We start from the raw sequence: 24,370 nt of genomic DNA on the forward strand, positions 1-24,370 counted from the left end.
ATGACCCCGACGACCAGTCCGGCGCTGACGACAGCCCACTGGCGCAAGAGCAGCCACAGCGGCGACGAGGGCGCCTGCGTCGAGATGGCGGACATCCCCGGCGCGGTCGCGGTCCGCGACTCGAAGGACCCGAACGGGCCGGCGCTGCTCTTCGCCCCGGCCGCCTGGACCACCTTCGCCGCCGCCCCGCCCGTGCCACCGGCCCACACCGACCGCTGACCCGGGTCGGCTGCGGAGCCGGCTCGACGGCGCAGCCGTGGCGAGCCGGAAGCACTCGACCCGCCGGCCCGGCGTCCCGGCCGCCACCGAGGGCGCCGGGCCGGCCCACGCCCACCGCGTGGCCGCCCGGCGGCAGCGACTACTTCTGAGCGGTATACCTGTCAGGCATAAATATGCCTGACAGGTATACCGCTCATCCGCATGGTCCTCCCCGGAGCGAGACACGCCCGGTCCAAGACACGCCCCGGACCGGCGGCCCGGAAGAAAGGGCCGGCACGGCACGGCCAGCACGGCATCGGCCCGCGTCGTCAGGGTGGCCGGCGGGCGACGAGGGCGGTGGCGTCCAGGTCCGCGCTGCGGACCACCCGGGGCTCCAGCCCGTACCCCCGCAGCGCGGCCTGCAACGCCCCGGCCTGGTCGGCGGCGACCTCCACCGCCAGGTGGCCACCGGGGGCCAGCCAGCGCGCCGCCTGGGCGGCGACCCGGCGCAGCACCGCCAGCCCGTCCGGGCCGCCGTCGAGGGCCAGCCGCGCCTCGTGCAGCCGCGCCTCGGCCGGCATCATGGCCACCGCCCCGCTGGGCACGTACGGGGCGTTGGCCACCACCAGGTCCAACCGCCCCCGCCACCGCTCGGGCAGCGGATCGAACAGGTCGCCCTGGAAGACCGGTACGCCGAGCGGGGCGAGGTTGCCCCGGGCACAGTCCACGGCGGCCGGGTCGAGGTCGACGGCGGCCAGCCAGCGGCAGGCCAGCCGGTGGGCGAGGGCCAGCGTGGTGGCACCGGAGCCGCAGCAGAGGTCCACCACCGCCGGGGCCGGACCGGTCGCGGCCACGGCCGCCTCGACCACCAGCGCGGTCCGGCTACGCGGCACGAAGACCCCCGCGTCCACCCGGACCCGCAGGCCGCAGAACTCGGCCCAGCCGAGCACGTGTTCCAGCGGTTCGCCGGCGATCCGGCGCTCGACCAGCCCGGCCAGCGCCCCGGTCGAGGCGGCGGCGGCGAGGAGCAGCTCCGCCTCGTCCTCGGCGTAGACGCAGCCGGCGGCGCGCAGCCGCTGCACGAGGGTGGGGCGGTCGGTACGGGGCGACACCATGGCAGGCCTCTCGGGAACGCTGGGCGGCGCTCCCGCCGGCACTACCGGCGCGACGGGGGCGCGGAGGAAAGCGCCGGTCCTGTTGTCGGATGGATCGGACTCACCTCCTCGACGTCGCCGCCCGCGACGGGCCAGATCACGATAGCGGACCCGGCGCCCCGGCGGCGTCCAGCGCGGCACCGATGTCGGCCACCAGGTCGGCCGGGTCCTCCACGCCGCAGGAGAGCCGGACGAAACCGGGTGCGGTGTCGTCGCCCCACTGGGCCCGCCGGTCGGCGGTGGTGTGCAGCCCGCCGAAGGAGGTCGCCGCGGCGACCAGCCGGGCGGCGACGACGAAGCGGGCCACCCGGTCGGCGTCGCCGAGGTCGAACGAGAGCACCCCCGGCATCCGGCGCATCTGCCGGGCGGCCACCGGGTACGCCGGGTCGGTGGGCAGCCCCGGCCAGCGCAGCCCGGCCACGTCCGGGCGGGCGGCCAGCGCCCGCGCGACCGCCTCGGCGTTGGCCGACTGCCGGCCCAGCCGCAGGTCCAGGGTGGCCAGCGACCGGTGGGCCAGCCAGGCGTCGAACGCCCCGGGCACCGCGCCGGTGGTGGTACGCCAGCCGGTGACCGCGTCCAGCAACGCCCCCGACCGGGTGGCGACGTACCCGAGCAGCAGGTCCGAGTGGCCGGTGAGCGCCTTGGTGCCGGAGGCGACCACCACGTCCGCCCCGAGGCCCAGCGGGCGCTGCCCGAGCGGGGTGGCGGTGGTGTTGTCCACCGCCAGCAGGGCCCCGGCCGCGTGCGCCGCCTCGGCCAGCGCCGCGATGTCGGCCACGTCCAGGCCCGGGTTCGCGGGGGTCTCCAGCAGCACCAGCCGGACCCCCGCGAACGACGGGTACGGCCCGACGGTCGGGGCGTAGCGCACCGTGACGCCGATGGTCTCCAGGGTGTCGGCGGCGAAGGCCCGCACCGGGAAGTACCCGTCGGCGGGCAGCACCACCGTGTCGCCCGGCCGCAGCACGGCCAGCAGCAGGCCGGTGATGGCCGCCTGCCCGCTGGCGAAGACCCGGCAGTCGCCGCCCTCCAGCTCGCCGACGGCCGCCTCCAGCAGCCGCCGGGTCGGGTTGTCCGGTCGGCCGTACCCGTTCGGCGCGGCCTGCGGCCCCTGCCACGGGTCGAGGTGGTACGGCGCGGCGAGGACCGGCCCGGGGAGGAACGGGTCGCCCGGCGCGGGCTCGGGCAGCCCGGCGTGCACGCACCGGGTGCCGTCGCGGTAGTCCTGGTCAGTCATGGCGGCTCACTCGTACGACTCGGGTTTGGCGGTCCGGCTCATCAGCACGTCCACGGCGATCCGGGGGTCGAGGCCCTCGTGGCAGACTCGTTCGACCTGCTCGGTGATGGGCATCTCGACCCCGTGCGCGCGGGCCAGGTCACGGACCGCCAGGGCGCTCTTGACGCCCTCGGCGGTCTGCCGGGTCGCCACCCGGGCCTCCTCCAGCGTCGCGCCCCGCCCCAGGTGCTCGCCGAAGGTGCGGTTGCGGGCCAACGGCGACGAGCAGCTCGCCACCAGGTCCCCCATGCCGGCCAGCCCGGCGAAGGTGATCGGGTCCGCGCCGAGCGCCACCCCGAGACGGGCGGTCTCGGCCAGCCCCCGGGTCATCAGCATCGCCCGGGTGTTGTCCCCGAAGCCCATCGCGGTGGCGATCCCGTACGCCAGGGCGATCACGTTCTTGACCGCGCCGCCCAGCTCGCAGCCGATCACGTCGTCGTTGGTGTACGGGCGGAAGTAGGTCGTCCGGATGGACGCCTGCACCAGCGCCGTCCGGGCGGCGTCGGTGCCGGCGACCACGGTGGCGGCCGGCTGCTCGGCGGCGATCTCGGGGGCGACGTTGGGGCCGGAGACCACCACCACCCGCTCCGGGGTCACCCCGGCGGTCTCCACGATCACCTCGCTCATCCGCTTGGTGGTGCCCAGCTCGATCCCCTTCATCAGGGAGACCAGGGTGGCGTCCGGGTGCAGGTGCCCGGCCCACTCGGCGAGGTTGCCGCGCAACGTCTGCGAGGGCACGGCCAGCACCACCAGTTCGGCGTCCGTGATCGCCTCGACGGCGTTCCCGGTCGCCCGGACCCGGTCCGGCAGCCGCAGGTCGGGCAGGTAGTCGGGGTTGCGCCGGTCCCGGCGGATGCCGTCCACGACGCTGGGCCGGCGGGCCCAGACGGTCACGTCCCGGCCGGCGTCGGCCAGGATCTTGGCGAAGGCCGTCCCCCACGACCCGGCCCCCAGCACCGCCACGTGCCCGCCGCCGCCGGCGCTGTCACGTCGCCCGCTCACGCCGCCGCCTCCGGCCGCTCGCCGCCGTCGCCGGCCCGGGCGGGACGTTGCCACAGCGGCGGCGGTGTGCCGCCCCGGATCTCGGCGAGCAGGTCGCGCAGGCGCAGCATGATCTCGTCGGTCATCTCCTCCAGGGTGGCCCGGGTCGGCGTGGCCCCCTGCCAGCGCCCCAGGTCGACGGGGGGCCCGGCGGAGACGCTGACCGGGATCCGGGGCCGGACGCTGAACCGCTTGGTCCGGGGGTCGAACATCCGCTCCGGACCCCACATGGCCAGCGGGACCACCGGGGCGCCGGTGGCCAGCGCCAGCCGGGCGGCCCCGGTCTTGCCCCGCATCGGCCACAGGTCGGGATGCCGGGTGGTGGTGCCCTCCGGGTAGATGACCACCGCACCGTCCTCGTTCAAAGCGGCGACCAGGGCGTCGAGCGACTTGACCGCGTCGACCGTGCCGCGCTCCACCGGGATCTGCCGGCACCTGTGCAGCAGCCAGCCGACCACCGGCACCCGGAAGACGCTGGCCTTGCCGAGGAACCGGGGCCAGCGGCCGGCGTCGTAGACGAAGTGCGCGGAGACCAACGGGTCGGCGTGCGAGATGTGGTTCGCCACGATGATCACCCCGCCGTCGCGGCGCAGGTGCTCCATGCCCCGCCAGGTGCGCCGGGTCCAGACTGTCATCACGGGCTTGACCACGACCACGGCGAACCGCTGCCAGAACCCCAGCTTCCGGCGCCCCACCCTGCCTCCTCGTTGCCCGACCGCACCCGCGTCCACCGCTGACACCCGCAGCGAAATCATGCCTGCTCGCCCCCGGGACGGCCAGTGAGGGTACCGGTGCGCGGCTGGCAGGATTGTGCCGTGTCCCAGACCTGGACCGTGGTGGTGCCGGTGAAGCGCCTCGGCGTGGCGAAGAGCCGGCTGCGGGGCGCGCTGCCCGCCGTACCCCACGAGAGCCTGGCGCTGGCCCTGGCGGCCGACACGCTGCGGGCGGTGGCCGCCTGCGCCCCGGTCGGCGAGGTGGTGGTGGTCACCGACGACGCCCGGGTGGCGGCGGCGACCCGGGACACCGGGCGTGCCGGACGACGGGCCCGACTGCGGGTGGTACCGGACGTTCCGGCCGCCGGCTTGAACGCGGCCCTGCGGCACGGCGCGGCGCTGGCCGGCGGGACCGGGGTGGCCGCGCTCACCGCCGACCTGCCGGCGCTGCGCCCGGCCGACCTGGCGGCGGCGCTGCGGGCGGCGGCCGGGGTACGCGGGTACGTGGCGGACGCCCCCGGCGACGGGACCGTGCTGCTCACCGCGCCGGCCGGGGTACCGCTCGACCCGCGTTTCGGGGCCGGCTCGGCCACGGCGCACGCGGCCAGCGGGGCGGTGCCGCTCACCGGCGACTGGCCGACCCTGCGCCGCGACGTGGACACCCCGGCCGACCTGGTGGCCGCCGCCCGGTTGGGGCTCGGCCCCCGCACGGCCGCGCTCGTCGGCGGTGGCGCGGTGTACGGTGACGCCATGCAGGGGACGGTGGCCAGCTACGACGCGGCGACCCGCAGCGGGGTGCTGCTGCTCGACGACGGCACCGAGCTGCCCTTCCCGGCGCGCGCCTTCGACGCCTCCGGCCTGCGGATGCTGCGGCTGGGCCAGCGGCTGCGGGTGGAGACCGACGCGGCCGGCGAGGTGGTCCGGGTGACCTTCCCGACGATGGCGTGATCACCCGACCAAGTTCATTTTGCGTTAACCCGCATCGGGTGATTATGGGCTGGTGAGCACCCCTCGCGAACAGCGCACCAACCGCCGTCGGACCACCGGAGCGACCACATCCCGTGACGGGTCCCGGCACCGGGGCGCCGACGGCCGGTTCCGGCCCGGCCGACCGTCGCCCGCCACCGACCCCGAGCCCACCGACCCCGCCGACCCCACCGACCACTCCGAGCCGGTCGGCGGGCCGCCGGCGGCGGACCCGCCCCCGGCCGCCGGCGAGGCGGCCCGGACCGACGACGGTACGGCCGGGCCGCCGGGACCCGAGCGGCCCGACCGCGACCGGCGGGCCCGGGGCACCGACCGGCTCGACGCGGCGGCGGCCTCGGCCGGGCTGGAGGAGGTGCTCGACGAGGGCCCGTACGTCGAGGAGGCGGACGCGGAGCCCGGCCCGGCGGCGCTGCCCGAGGACCGCTTCCTCAACCGGGAGCTGTCCTGGCTCGACTTCAACGCCCGGGTGCTGGCGCTGGCCGAGGACCCGCGCACCCCGCTGCTGGAGCGGGCGAAGTTCCTGGCCATCTTCGCCAGCAACCTCGACGAGTTCTTCATGGTCCGGATAGCCGGACTGAAGCGCCGGCTCCAGGCCGGGCTGCCCGTGCGGGGCGGCGACGGCCTGCCGCTGCGGACCCAGTTGGAGCTGATCGCCGAGAAGACCGCGATGCTGGCGGGCCGGCAGGCCGGCTGCTTCGTCGACGACGTGCTGCCGAAGCTGGCCGCCGAGGACATCCGGATCCTGCGCTGGGGCGACCTCGACGACGCCGAGCGGGAACGGCTGCGCACGTACTTCCGGGAGCACATCTTCCCGGTGCTCACCCCGCTCGCCGTCGACCCGGCGCACCCGTTCCCGTACATCTCCGGGCGGTCGCTGAACCTGGCCGTGGCGGTCCGCGACCCGGACGGCGGCTCGGAGCTGTTCGCCCGGGTGAAGGTGCCAAACAACGTACCCCGGTTCGTGCGGGTGTGCCGGGACCTGCCCGGGGTGCGGTTCCTGCCCGTCGAGGACCTGATCGCGGTCCACCTCGGGCAGCTCTTCTCCGGGATGCAGGTGGTGGAGTGCCACCTGTTCCGGGTCACCCGCAACGCCGAGGTGGAGGTGGACGAGGACCGCGACGAGGACCTGCTCCAGGCCCTGGAGCGGGAGCTGGCCCGGCGCCGGTTCGGCCCGCCGGTGCGGCTGGAGGTGGCCGCCGACATCTCCGACCACATGCTGGAGCTGCTCGTCCGGGAGCTGGACATGGACGCGCACGACGTGCTGCGGGTCCGGGGCCTGCTCGACCTCTCCGCGCTCTGGCAGGTCTACGGCGCGGCCGACCGCCCCGACCTGAAGGACCCGCCGTTCGTGCCGGCCACCCACCCCCGGCTCGCCGAGGGGGAGGTGCCGCGCAGCGTCTTCGCCACCCTGCGCGACGGCGACGTGCTGGTGCACCACCCGTACCACTCGTTTGCCACCAGCGTGCAGCGCTTCGTCGAGCAGGCCGCGGCCGACCCGAACGTGCTGGCCATCAAGCAGACCCTGTACCGCACCAGCGGGGACTCCCCGATCGTCGACGCGCTGGTCGACGCCGCCGCCGCCGGCAAGCAGGTGGTGGTGCTGGTGGAGCTGAAGGCCCGGTTCGACGAGGTGGCCAACATCGGCTGGGCGCGGACCCTGGAACGGGCCGGCTGTCACGTGGTGTACGGCCTGGTGGGGCTGAAGACGCACTGCAAGACCGCGCTGGTGGTCCGCCAGGAGGGCAACCAGATCCGGCGGTACTGCCACATCGGCACCGGCAACTACCACCCGAAGACCGCCCGACTGTACGAGGACTTCGGCGTGCTCACCGCCGACCCGGAGATCGGGGCGGACCTGACCGACCTGTTCAACGTGCTGACCGGGTACAGCCGGCAGACCACGTTCCGGCGGCTGCTGGTGGCCCCGCAGGGCATCCGGCGCGGCCTGGTGGAGCGGATCGAGCGGGAGATCTCCCACGTCCGGCTGGGCATGCCGGGGCTGGTGCAGCTCAAGGTGAACTCGCTGGTCGACGAGCAGATCGTGGACGCGCTGTACCGCGCCTCGCGGGCCGGGGTGCACGTGGACCTGCTGATCCGGGGCATGTGCACGCTGCGGCCGGGGGTGCCGGGGCTGTCGGAGAACATCCGGGTCCGCTCGATCCTGGGCCGGTTCCTGGAGCACTCCCGGGTCTTCCGGTTCGGCAACAACGGCGACGCGGAGTTCTGGCTCGGCTCGGCCGACCTGATGCACCGCAACCTGGACCGGCGGGTGGAGGCGCTGGTGCAGGTGAGCGACCCGGTGGCCCGCGCCGAGCTGGACCACGTGCTGGCCGCCGCGTTCAGCCCGGAGGTGGAGGCGTTCGAACTCGCCGCCGACGGGAGCTGGAGCCGGCGTACCGGGCTGCCGGAGACGCCGCTGACCCACCTCCAGGATCTGTTGCTGCGCCGGGTCGGTGGCCGGTCCGGGTGACCCGTCGACGGGCATAGGGTGGGCGGAATGCGGGAAGAGGAACGCAAGTACGAGGTGCCGGAGGGATTCACGGTCCCCGACCTGTCCACCGTCGCCCCGACGGACGGCCGGGTGGAGCTGCGGGCCCCGGTCCGGCTGGTGGCGACGTACGTCGACACGGCCGACCTGCGGCTGACCCGGGCCGGTGTCTCGCTGCGGTACCGCCGGGGCGAGCCGGAGCCGTGGACGGTGAAGCTGCCCACCGGGTCGACCGGGGTACGGCACGAGATCTCCCGGCCCGGCCGGCGCGGCACCGGGGTGCCGGAGGAGCTGCGGGACCTGGTCACGGTGCACACCCGGGGCGCCGAGCTGGCCCCGGTGGCGATGATCCGTACTGAGCGGCACCGGCACCAGGTCCGCGCCGCCGACGGCGCGCTGCTGGCCGAGGTGGCCGACGACCGGGTCACGGTGCTCGACGAGGGCGGCCGGCCGGCGGGCGGCTTCCGCGAGGTGGAGGTGGAACGCCGGGCCGGGGACACCGCGCTGCTCGACCGGATCGGCCGGCTGCTGGCCGACGCCGGGGCCACCGAGGGCGAGTTCGTGCCGAAGCACCGCCGGGCGCTCGCGGTGGTGCTGCCGGCGCACGTCGGGGCGCTCGGCGCGGCCGTCGACGGCGAGCCCGACCTGGTCGCCCCGACGGGCCTGCCGGCCGAGCCGACCGGCGGGGACGTCGTCACCGAGGCGGTCCGCCGGGCGGTGCGGCGGGTGCTGACGCACGACCCGCTGGTCCGGCTGCGCGCCCCGGTACCCGGGCACCGGACGGCGCTGCAACAGATGCGGGTCGGCTGCCGGCGGCTCCGCAGCGACCTGCGGACGTTCGCCCCGCTGCTGGTACCGGAGTGGGCCCGGCCGCTGCGCGAGGAGCTGGCCTGGCTCGCCGGGGTGCTCGGCGCGGCCCGGGACGTGGAGGTGCTGCGGGACCGGCTGCGCCGGACCGCCGCCGCCGACCCGCTGGCCCCGCTGGACCCGGCGGCGGTGGACCGGCTGGACGCCGTCCTGGCGGCCCGCCAGGAGGCCGCCCTGGCCGAGGTGGACGCGGCGCTGCGTACGCCCCGGTACGTGGCGCTGGCCGACGCGCTGGTGTTGGCCGCCCGTGCGCCCCGGTTGCGGCCCCGGGCCGCCGAGCCGGCCGCTGAGGTGTCGCCCCGGCTGGTCCGTCGGCCGTGGCGGAAGCTGACCGGGCCGCAGGGTGGCGACGCCCTCGACCCGCTCGGCCCCGACGAGCCGTGGCACGAGGTCCGCAAACAGGCCAAGCGGGCCCGGTACGCGGTGAACGCGGTCGTACCGGTGGTCGGCAGGGACGCCCGGAAACTGGCCGGGGCCCTGGCCGACGTGCAGCGTCTGCTCGGCGAGCACCAGGATGCGGCGGTGGCCGCCGAGACCTGGCCCGCCGTGGCGGACTCCCGGCCGGACGACCTGCGGCTGGCCTTCGTCGCCGGCCGGCTGGCCGAGCGCGAGCGGGCCACCATCCACCGGGTACGGGCCGAGTTCCCCGACCTCTGGCGGCGGGCGGGCGACAAGCGGTGGACGGGATGGCTGCGGTGACGGGCGGTCCGGCGACGGCGACCGACGAGGTACGCGCGGCGGGTGGGGTGGTGTGGCGGGCGACCGACGACGGCGTCCAGGTCTGCCTGGTGCACCGCCCCCGGTACGGAGACTGGACGGTGCCGAAGGGGAAGCTGGAGCCGGGCGAGCACCCGCTGGTGGCCGCCGTCCGCGAGGTGGCGGAGGAGAGCGACGTCCGGGCGGTGCCGCAGGTCCGGCTGCCCACCGCGCGGTACCTCGTCGACGGCCGGCCGAAGGTGGTCGACTACTGGTCGATGCGGGCCGTGGCGACCGGTGGGTTCGAGGCGGGCACCGAGGTCGACGAGGTGGGCTGGTTCGACGTGGACGACGCGGCCCGCCGGGTCAGCTACCCGCACGACGCCGAGGTGCTCGCCGCGTTCGCGGCCCTGCCGTCGGCCACCGGCACGGTGCTGGTGCTGCGGCACGCCCGCGCCGGCCGGCGGGCCACCTGGTCCGGGCCGGACTCCGCCCGACCGCTGGACCCGGCCGGGTGGGCGCGGGCGGTCGCGTTGGCGCCGCTGGTGGCGGCGGTCCGCCCGGAGCGGCTGCTCTCCGCCTCGGCCCGCCGGTGCGTGCAGACCCTGGATCCGGCCGCCGCCCGCCTCGACCTGCCGATCGAGGTGACCGGCGACCTGGACGAACCGGCCCCCGGCCAGGTGCCGGAGGAGTGCGTGCTGGCCGCCGCGGCCCGGCTGGCCGAGCTGGGGGCGGGCGGGGTGTCGGCGGCGGTGTGCAGTCAGGGCAAGGTGATTCCCGGTGCCCTGGAACGGCTGGCCGGCGCCCCCGGCGACTTCGGTACCCCGAAGGGCGGTGGGTGGCTGCTCGCCTTCGCCGCCGGCCGCCTGCTGGCCGCCGACCCCGTCTGACCCGCCCCGCCCCCGGGGAGAGCGGGCCGGGACACGCGCAGGGCGCCCACCGGGACGGTGGGCGCCCTGCGAACCGGACCGGAACGGTCAGCGCTTGGTCGCTGCCTTCTTCGCCGGGGCCTTCTTGGCCGGCGCCTTCTTCGCCGCCGTGCTCTTGCTGGCCGCCGTGGCCTTGCTGGCCGCCGTGGTCTTCTTCGCCGCGGTGGTCTTCTTCGCCGCCGTCGACCGGGCCGCGGCGGTGCTCTTCTTCGCCGGCGCGGCCTTCTTGGTGGCGGTGGTGGCCTTGGCGGTGGTCTTGGTCGCCTTCGCCGCGGCGGTCTTCTTCGCCGGGGCGGCGGTCTTCCGAGCGCCGGTCGCCTTCGCCGTGGTCGCCTTGGCGCCGGCCGCCTTGGCCGTGGTCGCCTTCGCGCCGGTGGCCTTGGCACCGGTCGCCTTGGCCCCCGCCGCCTTGGCCGTGGTCGCCTTGGTGCCGGTGGTCTTGGCGGCGGCCGTGGTGGTCTTCTTCGCCGCCGCCGGGGCCTTCGGCACCTTGCCGTTGGCCACCATCTCCTTGAAGCCGGCGCCCGGCCGGAAGGTCGGCACGGATGTCTTCTTGACCTTCACCGCCTCACCGGTGCGCGGATTGCGCGCTGTTCGTGCCCCCCGGACGCGCTTCTCGAACGCTCCGAAACCGGTGATCGCCACTTTCTCGCCCTTGGTGACCGCCGCCTGGACCTCAGCGAGGACCGCGTCGAGCGCGGCCGTCGCCGTTTTCCGGTCCCCCAGACGAGCGGCGAGCGCCTCGATGAGCTCGGCCTTGTTCACGACTTCCTCCCGATTGTGCAACTGACTCGACGCGAGCCATTCTGCGCGCACCGTATGCCCTGTGCTGCCAGGACACAAACATTCGGGGGAAAAAAGCCCTTGTGTCGTAACGGATTCCCCCCGCCGGGCGGGCCGGCGGGGGGTGGAAATAGCGCTCCGGTCGGGCGAACGGCTACGCCACGGAGGGCAGGAACGGCGGTCGCGCCGCCTCGAACTCACCGATCGCGGCCTCGTGGCGAAGGGTGAGTCCAATGTCGTCCAAGCCCTCCATCAGCCGCCAGCGGCTGAAGTCGTCCAGCGGGAAGGACCACGTGGAGTTCCCCGCCCGGACCTCCCGGGCGACCAGGTCGACGGTGACCGGGGCGGCGGGGTCGGCCTCGGCCAGCGCCCAGACCTGCTCGATCGCCGCCAGGTCCAGCTCCACCGGCAGCAGCCCCTCCTTGAGGGCGTTGCCCCGGAAGATGTCGCCGAAGCGGGGCGAGAGGACCGCTTTGAAGCCCCAGTCGCGCAGCGCCCACACGGCGTGCTCCCGGGAGGACCCGGTGCCGAACTCCGGCCCGGCGACCAGCACCGACGCCCCGGCGTACGCCGGATCGTTGAGGACGAACGACGGGTCCTCCCGCCAGGCGCTGAACAGCCCGTCGGCGAAGCCGGTCCGGGTCACCCGCTTGAGGTACACGGCCGGGATGATCTGGTCGGTGTCCACGTTGGACCGGCGCAGCGGCACGGCGGCGCCGGTGTGGGTGGTGAACCTCTCCATCTGCTCGACTGCCCTTCTACAGATCGGCGGGGGCGGCCAGCCGGCCGGCCACGGCGGTGGCGGCGGCGACCGGCGGCGAGACCAGGTGGGTACGGCCACCCCGGCCCTGCCGGCCCTCGAAGTTACGGTTGGAGGTGGAGGCGGAGCGCTCGCCCGGCTTCAGGGTGTCCGGGTTCATGCCCAGACACATCGAGCAGCCGGCGAACCGCCACTCGGCACCGGCGTCGGTGAAGACCTTGTCCAGCCCCTCCGCCTCGGCCGCCTCGCGGACCACCGCGGAGCCGGGCACGACGAGCATCCGGACGCCGTCGGCGACCCGCTGGCCGCGCAGCACGTCCGCGGCGGCCCGCAGGTCCTCCAGCCGGCCGTTGGTGCAGGAGCCGACGAAGACCACGTCCACGGCCAGGTCCCGCAGCGGGGTGCCGGGGGTGAGGTCCATGTACTCCAGCGCGCGGCGGGCGGCGGCCCGCTCGGGCTCGGTGGCGAACGACTCCGGGTCCGGCACGGCGCTGCCCAGCGGCGCGCCCTGCCCCGGGTTGGTGCCCCAGGTGACGAAGGGCGTGATCCGGGCGGCGTCCAGGGTCACCTCGGCGTCGAAGACCGCCCCCTCGTCGGTGGGCAGGGTCCGCCAGTACTCCAGGGCGGCGTCCCAGGCGTCCCCCTGCGGCGCGTTCGGCCGCCCCTTCAGGTACGCGAAGGTGGTCTCGTCCGGCGCGATCATGCCGGCCTTGGCGCCCCACTCGATGGACATGTTGGCGATGGTCATCCGCCCCTCCATCGAGAGGTCGCGGATCGCCTCGCCCCGGTACTCCACGATGTGCCCGCGACCGCCGCCGGTGCCGACCTGGGTGATCAGGGCCAGCACCAGGTCCTTGGCGGTGACGCCGGGGCCCAGCTCGCCGACCACGTTGACCGCCATCGTCTTCGGCCGGGCCTGCGGCAGCGTCTGGGTGGCCAGCACGTGCTCGACCTCACTGGTGCCGATGCCGAAGGCGAGCGCACCGAACGCGCCGTGGGTGGCGGTGTGCGAGTCGCCGCAGACGATCGTCATGCCCGGCTGGGTGAGGCCGAGCTGCGGGCCGATCACGTGCACGATGCCCTGGTTCTCGTCGCCCAGCGGGTGCAGCCGGACCCCGAACTCGGCACAGTTGCGGCGCAGCGTCTCGATCTGGGTGCGGGAGGTGGGGTCCGCGATCGTGAGCAGGTCGCCACGCCGGGTCCGGAACGACGGATCGGCGTACCCGGTCGGGGTGTTGTGGTCCTCGGTGGCCAGCGTCAGGTCGGTCCGCCGGACCGGGCGGCCGGCCATCCGCAGCCCGTCGAAGGCCTGCGGGCTGGTCACCTCGTGCAACAGGTGCAGGTCGATGAAGAGCAGGTCCGGCTCCCCCTCGGCGGAGCGGACCACGTGCGCGTCCCAGACCTTCTCGGCCAGGGTCCTCGGTTGAGTGTCTCCCACCATCTGGACATCCTAAATTCTGGGAGGTAAATTTCGGCTTGTGGGACACAGTATGAGCGGTGTCGGCGTTCTCGACAAGGCGGTGGTCATCCTGGCCGCCTGTGTCGACGGCGCCAGCCTGGCCGAACTCGTTGAACGCACGAAGCTCCCCCGCGCCACCGCACACCGGTTGGCCCAGGCGTTGGAGATCCACCGGATGCTCGTCCGGGACACCCAGGGCCGCTGGCGCCCGGGGCCCCGGCTGGGCGAGTTGGCGAACGCCGCACCGGACGTGCTGCTGACCGCGGCGGAGCCCCTGCTCGCCGCGCTGCGGGACGCCACGGGCGAAAGCGCCCAACTTTACCTGCGCCGCGCCGACGAACGCATCTGCGTCGCCGCCGCGGAGCGGGCCAGCGGGCTGCGGGACACCGTGCCGATCGGCTCGGTGCTCCCGATGACCGCCGGCTCGGCGGCGCAGATCCTGCTCGCCTGGGAGCCGCCGGAGGCGGTGATGCCGCTGCTGCCCCGGTCGAAGTTCACCGGGCGGACCCTCGCCGAGGTGCGCCGCCGGGGCTGGGCGCAGAGCGTCGCCGAACGCGAGCCCGGTGTGGCGAGCGTCTCCGCGCCGATCCGGGACCGGACCGGCCGGGTGATCGCCTCGATCAGCATCTCCGGCCCGATCGAGCGGCTGGGTCGCCGGCCCGGCGAGCGCCACGCGATGGCCGTGGTCCGCGCCGGCCAACGCCTCTCCGGCCTCTGACCGTCACCTCCACCACCACCCCCGCCCGTCGACCGCGAGGTTGTCGCCGGCCCACCGAAGTGCCGGGCCGACAGCCTCCCCCTACCGCTGCGGGCACCACGGGACCCGCCGGGCACCACCGCGACGGGGACGGGCATGAGCCGCCCGGGAGTGGGAAGGACCGGACGGGAAAAGGAAGCGGCCCGCCCCACCGGAGTGGAACGGGCCGCTGTGTCGTAGCCCCGACCGGATTCGAACCGGCGCTACCGCCTTGAGAGGGCGGCGTCCTGGGCCGCTAGACGACGGGGCCAGAACTTTCTTCCTGCTCTCCGCCCTTTCGGGCGGTGCCGCTGTACTCTATCAGAGATCTTTTCCCGCCCCCCTCGCGGGGGGCTGGAGTCGAACTCCAGCAGAAGCCAGCGACCGACGCTCACGGGGAACGTCGGTTGCTGGGGTACCAGGACTCGAACCTAGACTAACTGAACCAGAATCAGTCGGGCTGCCAATTACCCCATACCCCATTGGCACCTTGCGGCGCCGGGGATGAACTTTACCCTCCCCGCGCCGGCCGGCCAAATCGGGTTACCGAAACCAGCCCTGACCAGCGGTTTCGGCCCTCCCGAGCGGTGTCAGACCGGGACCACCGGGTTGGTCAGCTCCCCGATCCCCTCGATCCGCACGGTGACCGTATCCCCGTCCGTGAGCGGGCTAACCCCCGCCGGCGTGCCGGTCAGCACCACGTCCCCGGGGAGCAGCGTCATCACGTGTGAGATGTAGGACACCAGGGCGGGGACGTCGAAGACCATGTCCCGGGTCCGGCCGAGCTGGCGGACCTCCATCTCCTCCGGGTCGCGCCCCACCTCGCAGCGGACCTCCAGGTCCCGCACGTCCAGCCCGGTGGTGATCCACGGGCCGATCGGGCAGAACGAGTCGAAGCCCTTGGCCCGGGTCCACTGGCCGTCGGAGTGCTGGAGATCCCGCGCGGTGACGTCGTTGGCACAGGTGTAGCCGAAGATGGCCCGCTCGGCGGCGGCCCGGTCGGCCCGCCGCGCGCCCGGCGCCCCGATCACCACGGCCAGCTCCGCCTCGTGCTCGACCTGCTTGGAGAAGACCGGCAGCCGGATCGCGTCCCGGGGGCCGATCACCGACGTGGACGGCTTCAGGAACAGCAACGGCTCCGCCGGCACCTGGTTGCCCAGCTCGGCGGCGTGCTCGGCGTAGTTGCGGCCGACGCAGACGACCTTGCTGGGCAGGATCGGCGAGAGCAGCCGGACGTCCGACAGGGCCCAGCGGCCCCCGGTGAAGGTGAGCTGGCCGAACGGATGGCCGGAGATCTCGGCCACGGTCAGCCCCTGCGGGCCGGCCTCCGGCTCACCCTCGACGACCCCGAACGACATTCCCTTGGCATGAGCGAAACGAGCGATACGCACCCGGCCAATCTAGCCCGACACCAGGTCCCGCACTGTACGTGAGCCGCCGGTCGCCGGGGTGGAGTTCGGCACTTCGTACCCGCACGACGTCACCGCGCCCCTAGCGTCGGCGGCGGAGGTTCGTTCGTATGCCTGCATCGAGACGACACCACAGGGCCATCGCGGTGCTCGCGCACTGCCTCGGCATCCTCGCCACCGTGCCGGCGCTCCCCGCGCTGACCGGGCCGCCCGGGGCCAGAGCCCCGGCGACACCCGGGGGCACACCCACTCCGGCCGTGCTCACCACGCCGTCGTCGGCAGCACTGGTCGCCCCGGCCCGGGCCTCGACGATGCCGTCCGCGCCACCGGCGGTACCGACGCCCACCCGGGCACCGCTGCGGGCGCCCGCGCCGACCGTCACCGTGGCGGTCGCGTCGGCGGGCACCCCGGCACCCGCGTACCGGATCCAGGTGCGCAACGTCGGCGACGCGCCGGTGGACACCACGGTCCGCCAGGAACTGCCCTCGGGCGCCTCGGCCACCACCATCACCGGCGGTGGGCGGGCCACCCGCGCCGCCGGGGGGCCCGCCGAGGTGACCTGGCGGCTCACCCTCCCGCCGAAGGGCAGCACCACGCTGCACACCGCGCTGCGCACCAGCGCCCCGGACCGTCCGCTGGCCGCACCGGCCTGCGCGTACGGCGCCGACGGGCGGCGGCCGTACGACTGCGGCACCGCGACGTGGACCGCCGCCGTGACCCGACCGAGCGACGAGCCGGCGGCGGCGCCGTGGTGGCGCCTGCCGGCCCTGCTCGGCGGGCTGGCCGTGCTGCTGGTGCTGGGCGGACTGGGCCTGTGGCGGTGGCAACGCCGCCGCCGGCTACGGGCCTGGGCGGCGGCCTCCGGCACCCCGGGCGACGCCCCGCCGGGCGCGGCCGGGCCGGTCGTCGGCGGCGGAGGGCAGCCCGCCGGGGCCGGGCGGACGGGGCCGTCGCGGGGGACGGTGTACCCGCTGCCGGACGCGCCCCGCCCCACCACCCGACGGCGTACCCCACCGGTCTGGCTGACCGTGACCGGTGCCACGGTGCTCCTGGCCGGGGTGGTCGCCGTCGCCGGCTGGACCGGCACCCGCCAGGTCACCGCGATCGACACCGACCAGCAGCCGACCAGCGGAGCCTGGGTGGGCCAGGGCGCCACGGGGCCGATCGGGGTGCCGCTGCGGGAGACGGCGTTCGAGTTCACCGTCTACCGGGTCGCCTGCGGCACGGCGACGGTGGCCGGCCGGCGCTGCGAGGCCACCGTCGGGGTGCGCAACATCACCCCCGAGAAGCAGGCCTGGCACGGCCAGATGCAGCGGGCCTACCTGCCCGGCGGCACCTGGGTCAACGCCGACGCGCTGGCCACCCGCGCGGTGAACCAGGGCCGGGACATCTTCGCCGAGCCGGTCGACGCCGGCAGCCGGGTGGTGCTCCCGATGGTCTTCACCGTCGCCGGTCGGGAGCCGCCGACCCACCTGGAGCTGCGCAGCGGGGTCTTCTCCGCCGGGGTCCGGGTCGAGGTGCCCTGACGGAAGCGGGGCGGCGGTCGTACCCTCGGGTGCGTGACCGCCGCCCTCGCTCCCGCCGCCGCGCTCGACGCGGTCGACTGGCGGGCCCGCCGACGGGCCCACGAGCACCGGGTCGACACCTGGCTCACGCCGCATCTGGCCCGGCGGCACCGGGGCGAGAAGCACCCGGTGGAGGACTTCCTCTTCACGTACTACTCGCACCGCCCCGCCCAGTTGCGGCGCTGGCATCCGGGCCCGGGGGTGCTGCTGCGCGACGCGGACCCGGCCGAGTTCGGCCGGGACTACCGCGCCACCGCCGCCGGGGTCACCCTCGACACCGCCCGGGTACGCGAGCGCCGGGCCGAGTCGGTCGAGTGGATCCGCACCCTGCTCGCCGCCACCGCCGGTCGCCCGGCCCAGCTCGGCTGTTTCGGGATGCACGAGTGGGCGATGGTGTACCGGCAGACCCAGCAGGAGGTCCGCCACAACGCGTGGCCGCTGCGGCTCACCCCGGAGCGCACCGCCGCCGTGGTCGACGAGCGGGGCGTGCGGTGCAGCCACTTCGACGCGTACCGGTTCTTCACCGCGCCCGCCCGGCCGCTGAACGTGCTCACCCCGACCCGGGAGACCCAGCACGCCCACGAGCAGCCGGGCTGCCTGCACGCCAACATGGACCTGTACAAGTGGGCGTACAAACTCTCCCCGCTGGTGCCGAGCGAGCTGGTCGCCGACGCCTTCGCGCTGGCCCGGGAGATCCGGACGCTGGACATGCGGGCCAGCCCGTACGACCTGGCGGCCCTCGGGTACCCGCCGGTGCGGGTGGAGACCCCCGAGGGCCGGGCCGAGTACGCGGCCACCCAGCGCGGCTTCGCCGAGCGCGCCGCCGTCCTGCGGCACCGCCTGCTCGCCGCGCTGTAAGGAAGGGCCCCCTCTTAACGCATACGGTCGAGAAGGGGCCCCTTCTCACCCCTGCCGTCGGCGGTCAGCTCGCCGTGCAGGTGAGCGTGGGCGTACCGGGGCTGCCGTTGCCGAGGTACCCGAAGGTCGTCGTCGCCCCGGCGGCCAGCGACCCGTTCCAGCCGACGTTGCGCGCGGTGACCGTCGACCCGGTCCCGGTCACCTCGGCGTTCCACGCCTGGGTGAGCTGGCTGCCCGCCGGCAGGGTGAGGCCGACGCGCCAGCCGGCGATCCCGGCGGTACCCGTGTTGCGCACGGTCACCTCGCCCTGGTAGCCGCCCTGCCACTGCCCGATCACCCGGTGCGTCGCGGCGCAGCCCGCCCCCGCGCCCGGCGGCGTCGTCGGCGGAGTCGTCGGCGGAGTCGTCGGAGGCGTGGTCGGGGGCGTGGTGGGCGGAGTCGTCGGAGGCGTCGTCGGGGGCGTGGTGGGCGGCGTGGTCGGGGTGGTGCCGGAGAGGGCGGCGACCACGGCCGGGTACCAGCGGGCGGCGAGCTTTTGGTCCCCGGCCGCGTTCTGGTGCACCCCGTCGTAGGTGTCGGTGGCGGTGCTGAACCCGGTCCACTGGTCGATGACCGTGATCGGGGAGGCGGCGGTGGTCTTGCCGGCCGCCCAGCCGTCGATGGTCGCGTTGAGCGCCACCACCCGCTGGCCGCACTCGCCGCAGGTGGGCGGGGCCATCGGCGGGAGCTTCGCGACGATGACCTTCATCGCCGGGTTGTCGGCCCGCATCTGGTCGACCAGCTTGCTGTACGCGGCGAGGATGGTGGTCGGCGGGATGGCGTTCCACACGTCGTTGGTGCCGAACTGCATCATCACCACGTCCGGGTGGGTCGCGGCGAGCCAGCCGGGCAGCAGGTTCTGGTTGGCGACGTTGGTCACCAGGGCGCCGCCGTGCCCCTCGTTGTCCCCGTCGTACGGCTGACCGCAGCCCTGCGGGCCGAGGGTGCCGACGAAGTCGATGTCGGTGTGCCCGGCCGACTGCAACTGGTTCCAGAGGATGGCCCGCCAACAGCCGGGCGAGCCGGTGAGCGAGTCGCCCAGCGGCATGATCCGTACCGGCGCGGCAGCGGCGGCCGGCGCGGCGGTGGCGGGTGAGGTGGGCGCGGTGGTCGCCAGGCCGACGGCGGCGGCCAGCGGCAGCGCCGCCAGGGCGGCGAGCAGGGACCTGTGCAAGGACCTTCGGAGCATGGTGGAGGAACTCCCGTCAGGGGTACGACGAATGCGATCGATGACGGCCCGTGCTCCCGCGAGAATTCAACCAGGAAGACCGATCGATATCAATCGACCCGAGGACGGTCGGCCCGAGGGTCAGTCGCCGTCGACCCGGCGCTCCCGCTTGCGCTGCGACTGGCGCTTCTTGTCGGCCAGGCGGCGCTCCTTGGCGCCCCGCGAGGGACGGGTCGGCCGACGCGGGGGCGGCGGCGGGGCGACCGCCTCGCGCAGCAGCGCGGCCATCCGCTCCCGGGCCGCCTCCCGGTTGGCCAACTGCGCCCGGTGTTCGCTGGCGGCCACCGTGAGCACCCCGTCGACCAGCCGCCCGGCGAGCCGGTCCAGCGCCCGGGCGCGCAGCGGCTCGGGCAGGCTCGGCGAGCGGGCCAGGTCGAAGCTCAGCTCGACCCGCGAGTCGGCGGTGTTCACGCCCTGCCCACCCGGGCCGGACGACCGGGAGAAGCGTTCCCGCAGTTCGGTGCCGGGCACCGTGAGCCGGTCGGTGACCCGCAGTCCGTCGTCCACCCCCTGAGGCTAGCGCTGCGGCGCGGCCCCGGTGGTGGCCGACGGGGTGGGTGCGGGATCCGCCCCGCCCGGCCCGGAGTCGGCGTCGGAGCCGACGGCGGCGTACGCCACCGCCCCGGCCAGCAGCAGGGTGATCACGCCGACCTTGGTGGTGACGGCCCGGATCAGCAACCAGGCGGCCCGCCGGGCCCCCGGCACCGCCCGGCGGGCGGCCTGGTAGTCCGTCCACCCCCGCCGGGCCCGGGTGTACGCGGCGCCCACACCGGACCCTACGAGCAGGCCGAGCAGCAGCAGAACTGCTAGGAGAGGTTGGTCCACCCCCGTGAGTATGCATACTCAGCGTGATATCGCTACGGGCCGATGGGCATACGCCGGATATCTGACAATTTCCGATATCCCGCCCGTAGTCGATCGCACACTCTCCGCAGCTCAGCCGCCCTTTCCGATGATCGTGTCGGCGGTCTGCTGCACCTGGTCGATCGGAATCGCGAAGCCGATGCCGATCGAGCCGTTGCCGTCGATGGTGGCGATCGCCGTGTTCACCCCGACCACCTCACCTCGGGCGTTGACCAGCGGACCACCCGAGTTGCCGGGATTGATGGAGGCGTCGGTCTGCACGGCCGTGTGCCGGTTCGCGCCGAGCCGGACCTGACGGTCGAGCGCGCTGACGATACCCGCTGTGACGGTGCCGGAGAGCCCGAGCGGCGAACCGACCGCGAGCACCGGCTCGCCCACCCGGGTCGCGCCCGGCTTCGCCAGCGGCAGCGGGGACAGGCCGGCCGCCGGGGAGACCCGCAGCACGGCCAGGTCGCTGCCCGGTTCGCGGCCCACCACCTCGGCCGGGAACCGGCGGCCGTTGGGCGCCTCGACGGTGACCCCGGCCGTGTCCCCCTTGGCCAGGATGTGGTCGTTGGTGATGATGTGCTGCTGGTCGTCGATGGCGAAGCCGGACCCGGTGGCCGAGCGGCCACCGCCCCCGCCCACCAGCACCGACACCACGCCGGGCACGGTCTTCTCGGCGGCGGTCACCAACTCCGCCGGCACCGGCGCCGCCGAGGCCGCCGACTCGGGCCGGTCCGCCTGAGTGGCGACCCAGCCGCCGGCCACCGCGCCGGAGAGGGTGGACAGCGCCACCACCGTCAGGCCGGCCACCAGACGGCCCGGCCGGCGCCGCCCGGGGTCCAGCCCCACCCCGGGTACGTCCCACCGCCCCCGGCCGTCCGGGCCGAGTTCCGGCGAGACGAACCACGGTCCCCGGGGCTCTCCCAGTCCGGTCTGTGCTGCCATCCGTCGCTCCTCACTGCCGTGCCGGTGCGCTGCTCGTGTCGGTGACAGGCGGTGCCCCGCGGGCCGCCCCCGCCCTGGCCGGGGCCGCCCGGGACGGGGTAGCCGGGTCAGGGCAGGCGGGAGAACCACCGCATGGACCCGGCCGCCGCCCCCATCGCGAAGACCAGACCGATTCCGATGAACCGGGCCGAGACGTCCTGCCGCTGTGTGCGGTAGCCGACCGAGGTGCCGATGTCCTCGTAGACCGCCCGGAGTTCCGCGCTGGTGCTGGCCTCGTGGAAGCCGCCCCCGGTCTCCTGGGCGACCGCGCGCAGCGTCTGCCCGTCGACCGGCACCTGGATCGGCCGGCCGCCCCGGTCCACCGACCCGGACGGGGTACCGAACGAGATGGCGTGCACCGGCACCTCGACCGCGACCGCCTCCGCCGCCGCCTCCATCGGGTCCATCCCGGACGTGTTCGCCCCGTCGGAGAGCAGGATGATCCGGGCCGGTGGGGGCTTCGTCGCCGCCTCGCTGTCCAACGCCCGGATCGCGCCCAGGGAGGTGCTGATCGCCTCGCCGATCGCGGTGCCCTGCACGCCGGTGACCCCTTCGGCCAGCCGCTCGATGCCGTCGTGCAACGCCTCCCGGTCGGTGTCCGGCGGCACCAGCACGGCGGCGCTGCCGGCGAACGCCACCAGCCCGACGTTGAACTCGTCCGGCAGCCCGTCGACGAACCGGCGGGCCGCCGACTTGGCCGCGCTGAGCCGGTCCGGGCCGACGTCGGTGGCCAGCATCGACGTGGAGACGTCCACCGCGACCACCACGGTCGCCCGTTCCCGGGGCACCCGTACCTCCGCGCTGGGCCGGGCGAACCCCATCACCAGCAGCGCCAGCATGGCCAGGAAGAGACCGGCCGGTACGTGCCGCCGCCAGGCCGGGCGCTGCGGCGCGACCCGGTCCAGCAGCCGCAGGTTGGTGAAGCGGACGGCGTACCGGCTGTGCCGGCGCTGCACCGCCAGGTACCCGACGGCGAGCGCGGCCACCCCGAGCAACAGCCAGAGGCGCAGGGGCGACTCCCAGCTCACGCGGTACCTCCCCGGGCGGCGGCGGGCACGGCGGCCAGGTGCCGCTGGGTGTGCACGTACCGGACGATGTCGACGGTCCAGTCCCGGTCGGTCCGCAACGGCAGGTGGGCCGCCCCGCACCGGCGCAGCGCCTGGCGTACCTGGTCGCGCTGACCGGCGGCGGCGACCGCGTACCGCCGGCGCAGCACCGGGTCGGAGGTGCAGACCTCCCGGCGGCGCCCGGACTCCGGGTCGACCAGGGTGACCACCCCGACGTCCGGCAGTTCCAGCTCGCGCGGGTCGGTCACCTCCACCGCGAGCACCTGGTGCCGGACGGCGAGCCGGCGCAGCAGCGGCTCCCACGGCGCGGCCTGCCCGGGGTCGTCCGGCAGGCCGTCGAGGAAGTCGGAGACCACCACCACCAGGCCCCGGCGGTGGGCGGCCCGGTGCGCGGCGGCCAGCGCCTCGACCAGGGTCGGCCCCGGCTGCCGGTCGACGACCGCCCCGGGGGCCGGGTCCACGGTGGTCCGGGGCGCGGCCAGCAGCCGGCGGAGCAGCCCGAGCAGATGGGTACGGCCGGCCCGGGGCGGGAACCGGTGCACCCGCTCGGCGTCGAGCACCTGCGCGCCGAGCCGGTTGCCGACGCCTGCGGTGAGGAACCCGACGGCGGCGACCGCCGCCACCGACAGTTCCCGCTTGTCCAGGTCGGCGGTGCCGAACTCCATACTGGGGCTGGCGTCCACCACCAGCCAGGTGGTCAGTTCCCGGTCGGCCTCGACCTCCCGGACGTGCGGCACCGTGGTCCGCGCGGTGACCGCCCAGTCCATCCGGCGTACCTCGTCCTCCCCGGGCCGGTACTCGCGGCTGCCGGCCGGCTCGCTGCCCGGCCCGGGAAGCAGGCCCCGGTACTGGCCGTGCAGCAACCCGTCCAGCCGGCGGGTGACGGTCAACTCCAGCCGACGCAGCCGGTGGTCCGGCACCAGGTCGGGCAGTCCCGGCTCGGGACCGACTGCGCTGACGCGCTCGCTGCGCTCGCTCATGCCACCGCCTCGCTGCGCTCGCCCACGGCACGAAGGCCGACACCGACGATTCGCTCGCTGCGCTCGCTCATGCCGCCACCTCGCTGCGCTCACCGACGGCACGAGGAACGACCCGGATGATTCGCTCGCTGCGCTCGCTCATGCCGCCGCCAGGTCGGCGCGGTTCGGGCCGCCGGTTCCGGTGCCGGCGGGACGCTCGTCCCGGCCGGGTGCGATGCGGGGCGGCGGCACCGCGGCGACCAGCCGCCGGACCACCGACTCGGCGGTGATCCCGTCGGCCACCGCGTCGAAGGAGAGCACCAGCCGGTGGGCCAACACGTCCACCGCCAACTCCCGGACGTCCTCGGGCAGCACGTACTCCCGGCCGCGTAGCAGCGCCTGGGCCCGCGCGGCGGCGACCAGGCCGAGGGTGGCCCGGGGACTCGCCCCGTACGCCAGCATCGGCGCGATCTCCGGCAGCCCGAAGCGGGCCGGGTCGCGGGTGGCGAGGATGAGCCGGACGACGTACTCGGCCACGGCGTGATGGACGAAGACCTGCTCGGCGCGGCGTTGCAGCGCACGCAGTCGCAGCGGGTCGAGCACCTGCCGGGCCCGGGGCCGCTGGCTGCTCATCCGGTAGAGGATGGCGAGTTCGTCGGCGTCGCCGGGGTAGTCCACGACGATCTTCATCAGGAACCGGTCCCGCTGCGCCTCCGGGAGCTGGTACACCCCCTCCGACTCGATCGGGTTCTGGGTCGCCAGCACCAGGAACGGCTCGGGTACCTCGAAGGTGCGCCCGCCGATCGAGACCTGGCGTTCGGCCATCGCCTCCAGCAGGGCCGACTGCACCTTCGCCGGCGCGCGGTTGATCTCGTCGGCGAGCAGCAGATTCGCCATCACCGGGCCGAGTTCGACGTCGAAGGTCTCCGTCGACGCCCGGTAGATGCGGGTGCCGACGATGTCCGAGGGGACCAGGTCGGGGGTGAACTGCACCCGGGAGAAGCTGCCGCCGACCACGGTGGCGAGGGTCTGCGCGGCGAGCGTCTTCGCCACCCCGGGTACGCCCTCCAGCAGGCAGTGCCCGTCGGCGAGGAGCGCGGTGAGCAGGCGGTCGACCAGCCGGTCCTGCCCGACGATCACACGTTTGACCTCGAAGAGGGTCTGTTCCAGCTCGGCGCCGGTCGCGTCGGGATCGACCGGGGTGGGCAGGCTGGCCAGGGTGTCCGAGATGTCCGTCACGGTGCTTGCTTCCCGGGCCGGCGGCTCGACAAACGTCGGACTTCCCGCGCCAGAGGCACCCTTTCCGGGCCTCGGCGGCAGCATCGCCA

Annotated in this window: 22 protein-coding genes, 2 tRNA genes and 1 pseudogene; 8 read left to right on the plus strand and 17 right to left on the minus strand. The window is 75.0% G+C overall.

Annotated elements, in window-relative coordinates:
• Positions 1-219, plus strand: coding sequence for a DUF397 domain-containing protein (locus tag AWW66_RS04295; protein ID WP_067360111.1), 219 nt, complete (start codon positions 1-3; stop codon positions 217-219).
• Positions 220-527: 308 nt separating this feature from the next.
• Here AWW66_RS04295 and AWW66_RS04300 read toward each other — a convergent pair whose 3' ends face one another.
• From AWW66_RS04300 to AWW66_RS04315, 4 genes are all read right to left on the minus strand, one after another.
• Positions 528-1,313 (minus strand): putative protein N(5)-glutamine methyltransferase, encoded by a 786-nt coding sequence (locus AWW66_RS04300; RefSeq protein WP_067360113.1) that lies wholly within the window; start codon positions 1,311-1,313, stop codon positions 528-530.
• A gap of 136 nt (positions 1,314-1,449) precedes the next feature.
• Positions 1,450-2,586 carry a cystathionine gamma-lyase gene (locus AWW66_RS04305; protein WP_067360115.1) on the minus strand — a complete coding sequence of 379 codons (1,137 nt, stop codon included), beginning with the start codon at positions 2,584-2,586 and terminating at the stop codon, positions 1,450-1,452.
• 6 nt (positions 2,587-2,592) lie between these two features.
• Positions 2,593-3,627, minus strand: coding sequence for an NAD(P)H-dependent glycerol-3-phosphate dehydrogenase (locus tag AWW66_RS04310; RefSeq protein ID WP_067360117.1), 1,035 nt, complete (start codon positions 3,625-3,627; stop codon positions 2,593-2,595).
• Complete coding sequence (locus AWW66_RS04315) at positions 3,624-4,361, minus strand: lysophospholipid acyltransferase family protein (protein ID WP_067360118.1); 738 nt, start codon at positions 4,359-4,361, stop codon at positions 3,624-3,626. Before AWW66_RS04315 ends, AWW66_RS04310 begins: the two co-directional genes overlap by 4 nt.
• Before the next feature lie 120 nt (positions 4,362-4,481).
• Between AWW66_RS04315 and cofC the strand changes: the two are divergent.
• The 4 genes and pseudogenes from cofC to AWW66_RS04335 all read left to right on the plus strand — a co-directional run.
• Positions 4,482-5,114: pseudogene (cofC, locus tag AWW66_RS35090) on the plus strand (2-phospho-L-lactate guanylyltransferase); the annotation flags it as partial.
• A 265-nt stretch (positions 5,115-5,379) separates the two neighbouring features.
• Positions 5,380-7,836, plus strand: a complete 2,457-nt coding sequence (locus AWW66_RS04325) for an RNA degradosome polyphosphate kinase (RefSeq protein WP_067360120.1) — start codon at positions 5,380-5,382, stop codon at positions 7,834-7,836.
• A gap of 27 nt (positions 7,837-7,863) precedes the next feature.
• The gene (locus tag AWW66_RS04330) at positions 7,864-9,420 is read left to right on the plus strand and encodes a CYTH and CHAD domain-containing protein (protein WP_067360122.1); all 1,557 of its coding nucleotides are present in this window, start codon (positions 7,864-7,866) and stop codon (positions 9,418-9,420) included.
• Complete coding sequence (locus AWW66_RS04335) at positions 9,408-10,307, plus strand: NUDIX domain-containing protein (protein WP_067360215.1); 900 nt, start codon at positions 9,408-9,410, stop codon at positions 10,305-10,307. The genes AWW66_RS04330 and AWW66_RS04335 overlap by 13 nt, the downstream gene beginning before the upstream one ends.
• A gap of 87 nt (positions 10,308-10,394) precedes the next feature.
• Here the strand turns inward: AWW66_RS04335 and AWW66_RS04340 are convergent, their stop codons facing one another.
• The 3 genes from AWW66_RS04340 to leuC form a co-directional block, all read right to left on the minus strand.
• The gene (locus tag AWW66_RS04340; RefSeq protein WP_067360123.1) at positions 10,395-11,111 is read right to left on the minus strand and encodes an HU family DNA-binding protein; all 717 of its coding nucleotides are present in this window, start codon (positions 11,109-11,111) and stop codon (positions 10,395-10,397) included.
• Between the two features lie 172 nt (positions 11,112-11,283).
• Positions 11,284-11,871, minus strand: a complete 588-nt coding sequence (gene leuD / locus AWW66_RS04345; protein WP_067360126.1) for a 3-isopropylmalate dehydratase small subunit — start codon at positions 11,869-11,871, stop codon at positions 11,284-11,286.
• A gap of 16 nt (positions 11,872-11,887) precedes the next feature.
• Positions 11,888-13,330, minus strand: coding sequence for a 3-isopropylmalate dehydratase large subunit (gene leuC / locus AWW66_RS04350; RefSeq protein ID WP_067360127.1), 1,443 nt, complete (start codon positions 13,328-13,330; stop codon positions 11,888-11,890).
• Positions 13,331-13,379: 49 nt separating this feature from the next.
• Between leuC and AWW66_RS04355 the strand changes: the two genes are divergently transcribed.
• Entirely contained in the window at positions 13,380-14,066 is a 687-nt protein-coding gene (locus tag AWW66_RS04355; protein WP_067360129.1) for an IclR family transcriptional regulator, read from the plus strand.
• A gap of 216 nt (positions 14,067-14,282) precedes the next feature.
• Here AWW66_RS04355 and AWW66_RS04360 read toward each other — a convergent pair.
• The 3 genes from AWW66_RS04360 to AWW66_RS04370 form a co-directional block, all read right to left on the minus strand.
• Positions 14,283-14,355, minus strand: a tRNA-Glu gene (locus AWW66_RS04360).
• Positions 14,356-14,494: 139 nt separating this feature from the next.
• Positions 14,495-14,566: transfer RNA gene (locus AWW66_RS04365), tRNA-Gln, on the minus strand.
• A 108-nt stretch (positions 14,567-14,674) separates the two neighbouring features.
• Positions 14,675-15,475, minus strand: a complete 801-nt coding sequence (locus AWW66_RS04370; RefSeq protein ID WP_083978206.1) for a fumarylacetoacetate hydrolase family protein — start codon at positions 15,473-15,475, stop codon at positions 14,675-14,677.
• 128 nt (positions 15,476-15,603) lie between these two features.
• Here AWW66_RS04370 and AWW66_RS04375 point away from each other — a divergent pair, with 128 nt between their 5' ends.
• Both AWW66_RS04375 and AWW66_RS04380 read left to right on the plus strand, forming a co-directional pair.
• On the plus strand, positions 15,604-17,019 hold the full coding sequence (locus tag AWW66_RS04375; protein WP_067360133.1) for a hypothetical protein: 1,416 nt from the start codon (positions 15,604-15,606) through the stop codon (positions 17,017-17,019).
• Between the two features lie 33 nt (positions 17,020-17,052).
• Complete coding sequence (locus tag AWW66_RS04380; protein ID WP_067360134.1) at positions 17,053-17,916, plus strand: 3-methyladenine DNA glycosylase; 864 nt, start codon at positions 17,053-17,055, stop codon at positions 17,914-17,916.
• Positions 17,917-17,980: 64 nt separating this feature from the next.
• Here the strand turns inward: AWW66_RS04380 and AWW66_RS04385 are convergent, their stop codons facing one another.
• From AWW66_RS04385 to AWW66_RS04415, 7 genes are all read right to left on the minus strand, one after another.
• On the minus strand, positions 17,981-19,144 hold the full coding sequence (locus AWW66_RS04385) for a cellulose binding domain-containing protein (RefSeq protein WP_157527140.1): 1,164 nt from the start codon (positions 19,142-19,144) through the stop codon (positions 17,981-17,983).
• A gap of 120 nt (positions 19,145-19,264) precedes the next feature.
• On the minus strand, positions 19,265-19,690 hold the full coding sequence (arfB, locus tag AWW66_RS04390) for an alternative ribosome rescue aminoacyl-tRNA hydrolase ArfB (RefSeq protein WP_067360138.1): 426 nt from the start codon (positions 19,688-19,690) through the stop codon (positions 19,265-19,267).
• 9 nt (positions 19,691-19,699) lie between these two features.
• Positions 19,700-20,008, minus strand: coding sequence for a hypothetical protein (locus AWW66_RS04395; protein WP_067360141.1), 309 nt, complete (start codon positions 20,006-20,008; stop codon positions 19,700-19,702).
• A gap of 111 nt (positions 20,009-20,119) precedes the next feature.
• Positions 20,120-20,977, minus strand: a complete 858-nt coding sequence (locus tag AWW66_RS04400; protein WP_067360143.1) for a S1C family serine protease — start codon at positions 20,975-20,977, stop codon at positions 20,120-20,122.
• Between the two features lie 107 nt (positions 20,978-21,084).
• A complete protein-coding gene (locus AWW66_RS04405; RefSeq protein WP_067360145.1) occupies positions 21,085-22,044 on the minus strand; it encodes a VWA domain-containing protein in 960 nt (319 codons plus the stop codon).
• The gene (locus AWW66_RS04410) at positions 22,041-23,063 is read right to left on the minus strand and encodes a DUF58 domain-containing protein (RefSeq protein ID WP_067360149.1); all 1,023 of its coding nucleotides are present in this window, start codon (positions 23,061-23,063) and stop codon (positions 22,041-22,043) included. The genes AWW66_RS04405 and AWW66_RS04410 overlap by 4 nt, the downstream gene beginning before the upstream one ends.
• Before the next feature lie 138 nt (positions 23,064-23,201).
• Positions 23,202-24,281, minus strand: coding sequence for an AAA family ATPase (locus tag AWW66_RS04415; protein ID WP_067360150.1), 1,080 nt, complete (start codon positions 24,279-24,281; stop codon positions 23,202-23,204).
• Positions 24,282-24,370 lie beyond the last annotated feature (89 nt).

Source organism: Micromonospora rosaria (assembly GCF_001567585.1).
GTDB classification, from domain to species: Bacteria; Actinomycetota; Actinomycetes; order Mycobacteriales; family Micromonosporaceae; genus Micromonospora; species Micromonospora rosaria.

Coding starts and splice junctions, on each gene's coding strand:
- AWW66_RS04375 (WP_067360133.1), top strand. CDS start 15,604: ATGCCTGCATCGAGACGACACCACAGGGCCATCGCGGTGCTCGCGCAC.
- AWW66_RS04400 (WP_067360143.1), bottom strand. CDS start 20,977: ATGGCAGCACAGACCGGACTGGGAGAGCCCCGGGGACCGTGGTTCGTC.
- AWW66_RS04385 (WP_157527140.1), bottom strand. CDS start 19,144: ATGCTCCGAAGGTCCTTGCACAGGTCCCTGCTCGCCGCCCTGGCGGCG.
- leuC (WP_067360127.1), bottom strand. CDS start 13,330: ATGGTGGGAGACACTCAACCGAGGACCCTGGCCGAGAAGGTCTGGGAC.
- AWW66_RS04305 (WP_067360115.1), bottom strand. CDS start 2,586: ATGACTGACCAGGACTACCGCGACGGCACCCGGTGCGTGCACGCCGGG.
- AWW66_RS04355 (WP_067360129.1), top strand. CDS start 13,380: ATGAGCGGTGTCGGCGTTCTCGACAAGGCGGTGGTCATCCTGGCCGCC.
- AWW66_RS04300 (WP_067360113.1), bottom strand. CDS start 1,313: ATGGTGTCGCCCCGTACCGACCGCCCCACCCTCGTGCAGCGGCTGCGC.
- AWW66_RS04295 (WP_067360111.1), top strand. CDS start 1: ATGACCCCGACGACCAGTCCGGCGCTGACGACAGCCCACTGGCGCAAG.
- AWW66_RS04330 (WP_067360122.1), top strand. CDS start 7,864: ATGCGGGAAGAGGAACGCAAGTACGAGGTGCCGGAGGGATTCACGGTC.
- AWW66_RS04335 (WP_067360215.1), top strand. CDS start 9,408: ATGGCTGCGGTGACGGGCGGTCCGGCGACGGCGACCGACGAGGTACGC.
- leuD (WP_067360126.1), bottom strand. CDS start 11,871: ATGGAGAGGTTCACCACCCACACCGGCGCCGCCGTGCCGCTGCGCCGG.
- AWW66_RS04410 (WP_067360149.1), bottom strand. CDS start 23,063: ATGAGCGAGCGCAGCGAGCGCGTCAGCGCAGTCGGTCCCGAGCCGGGA.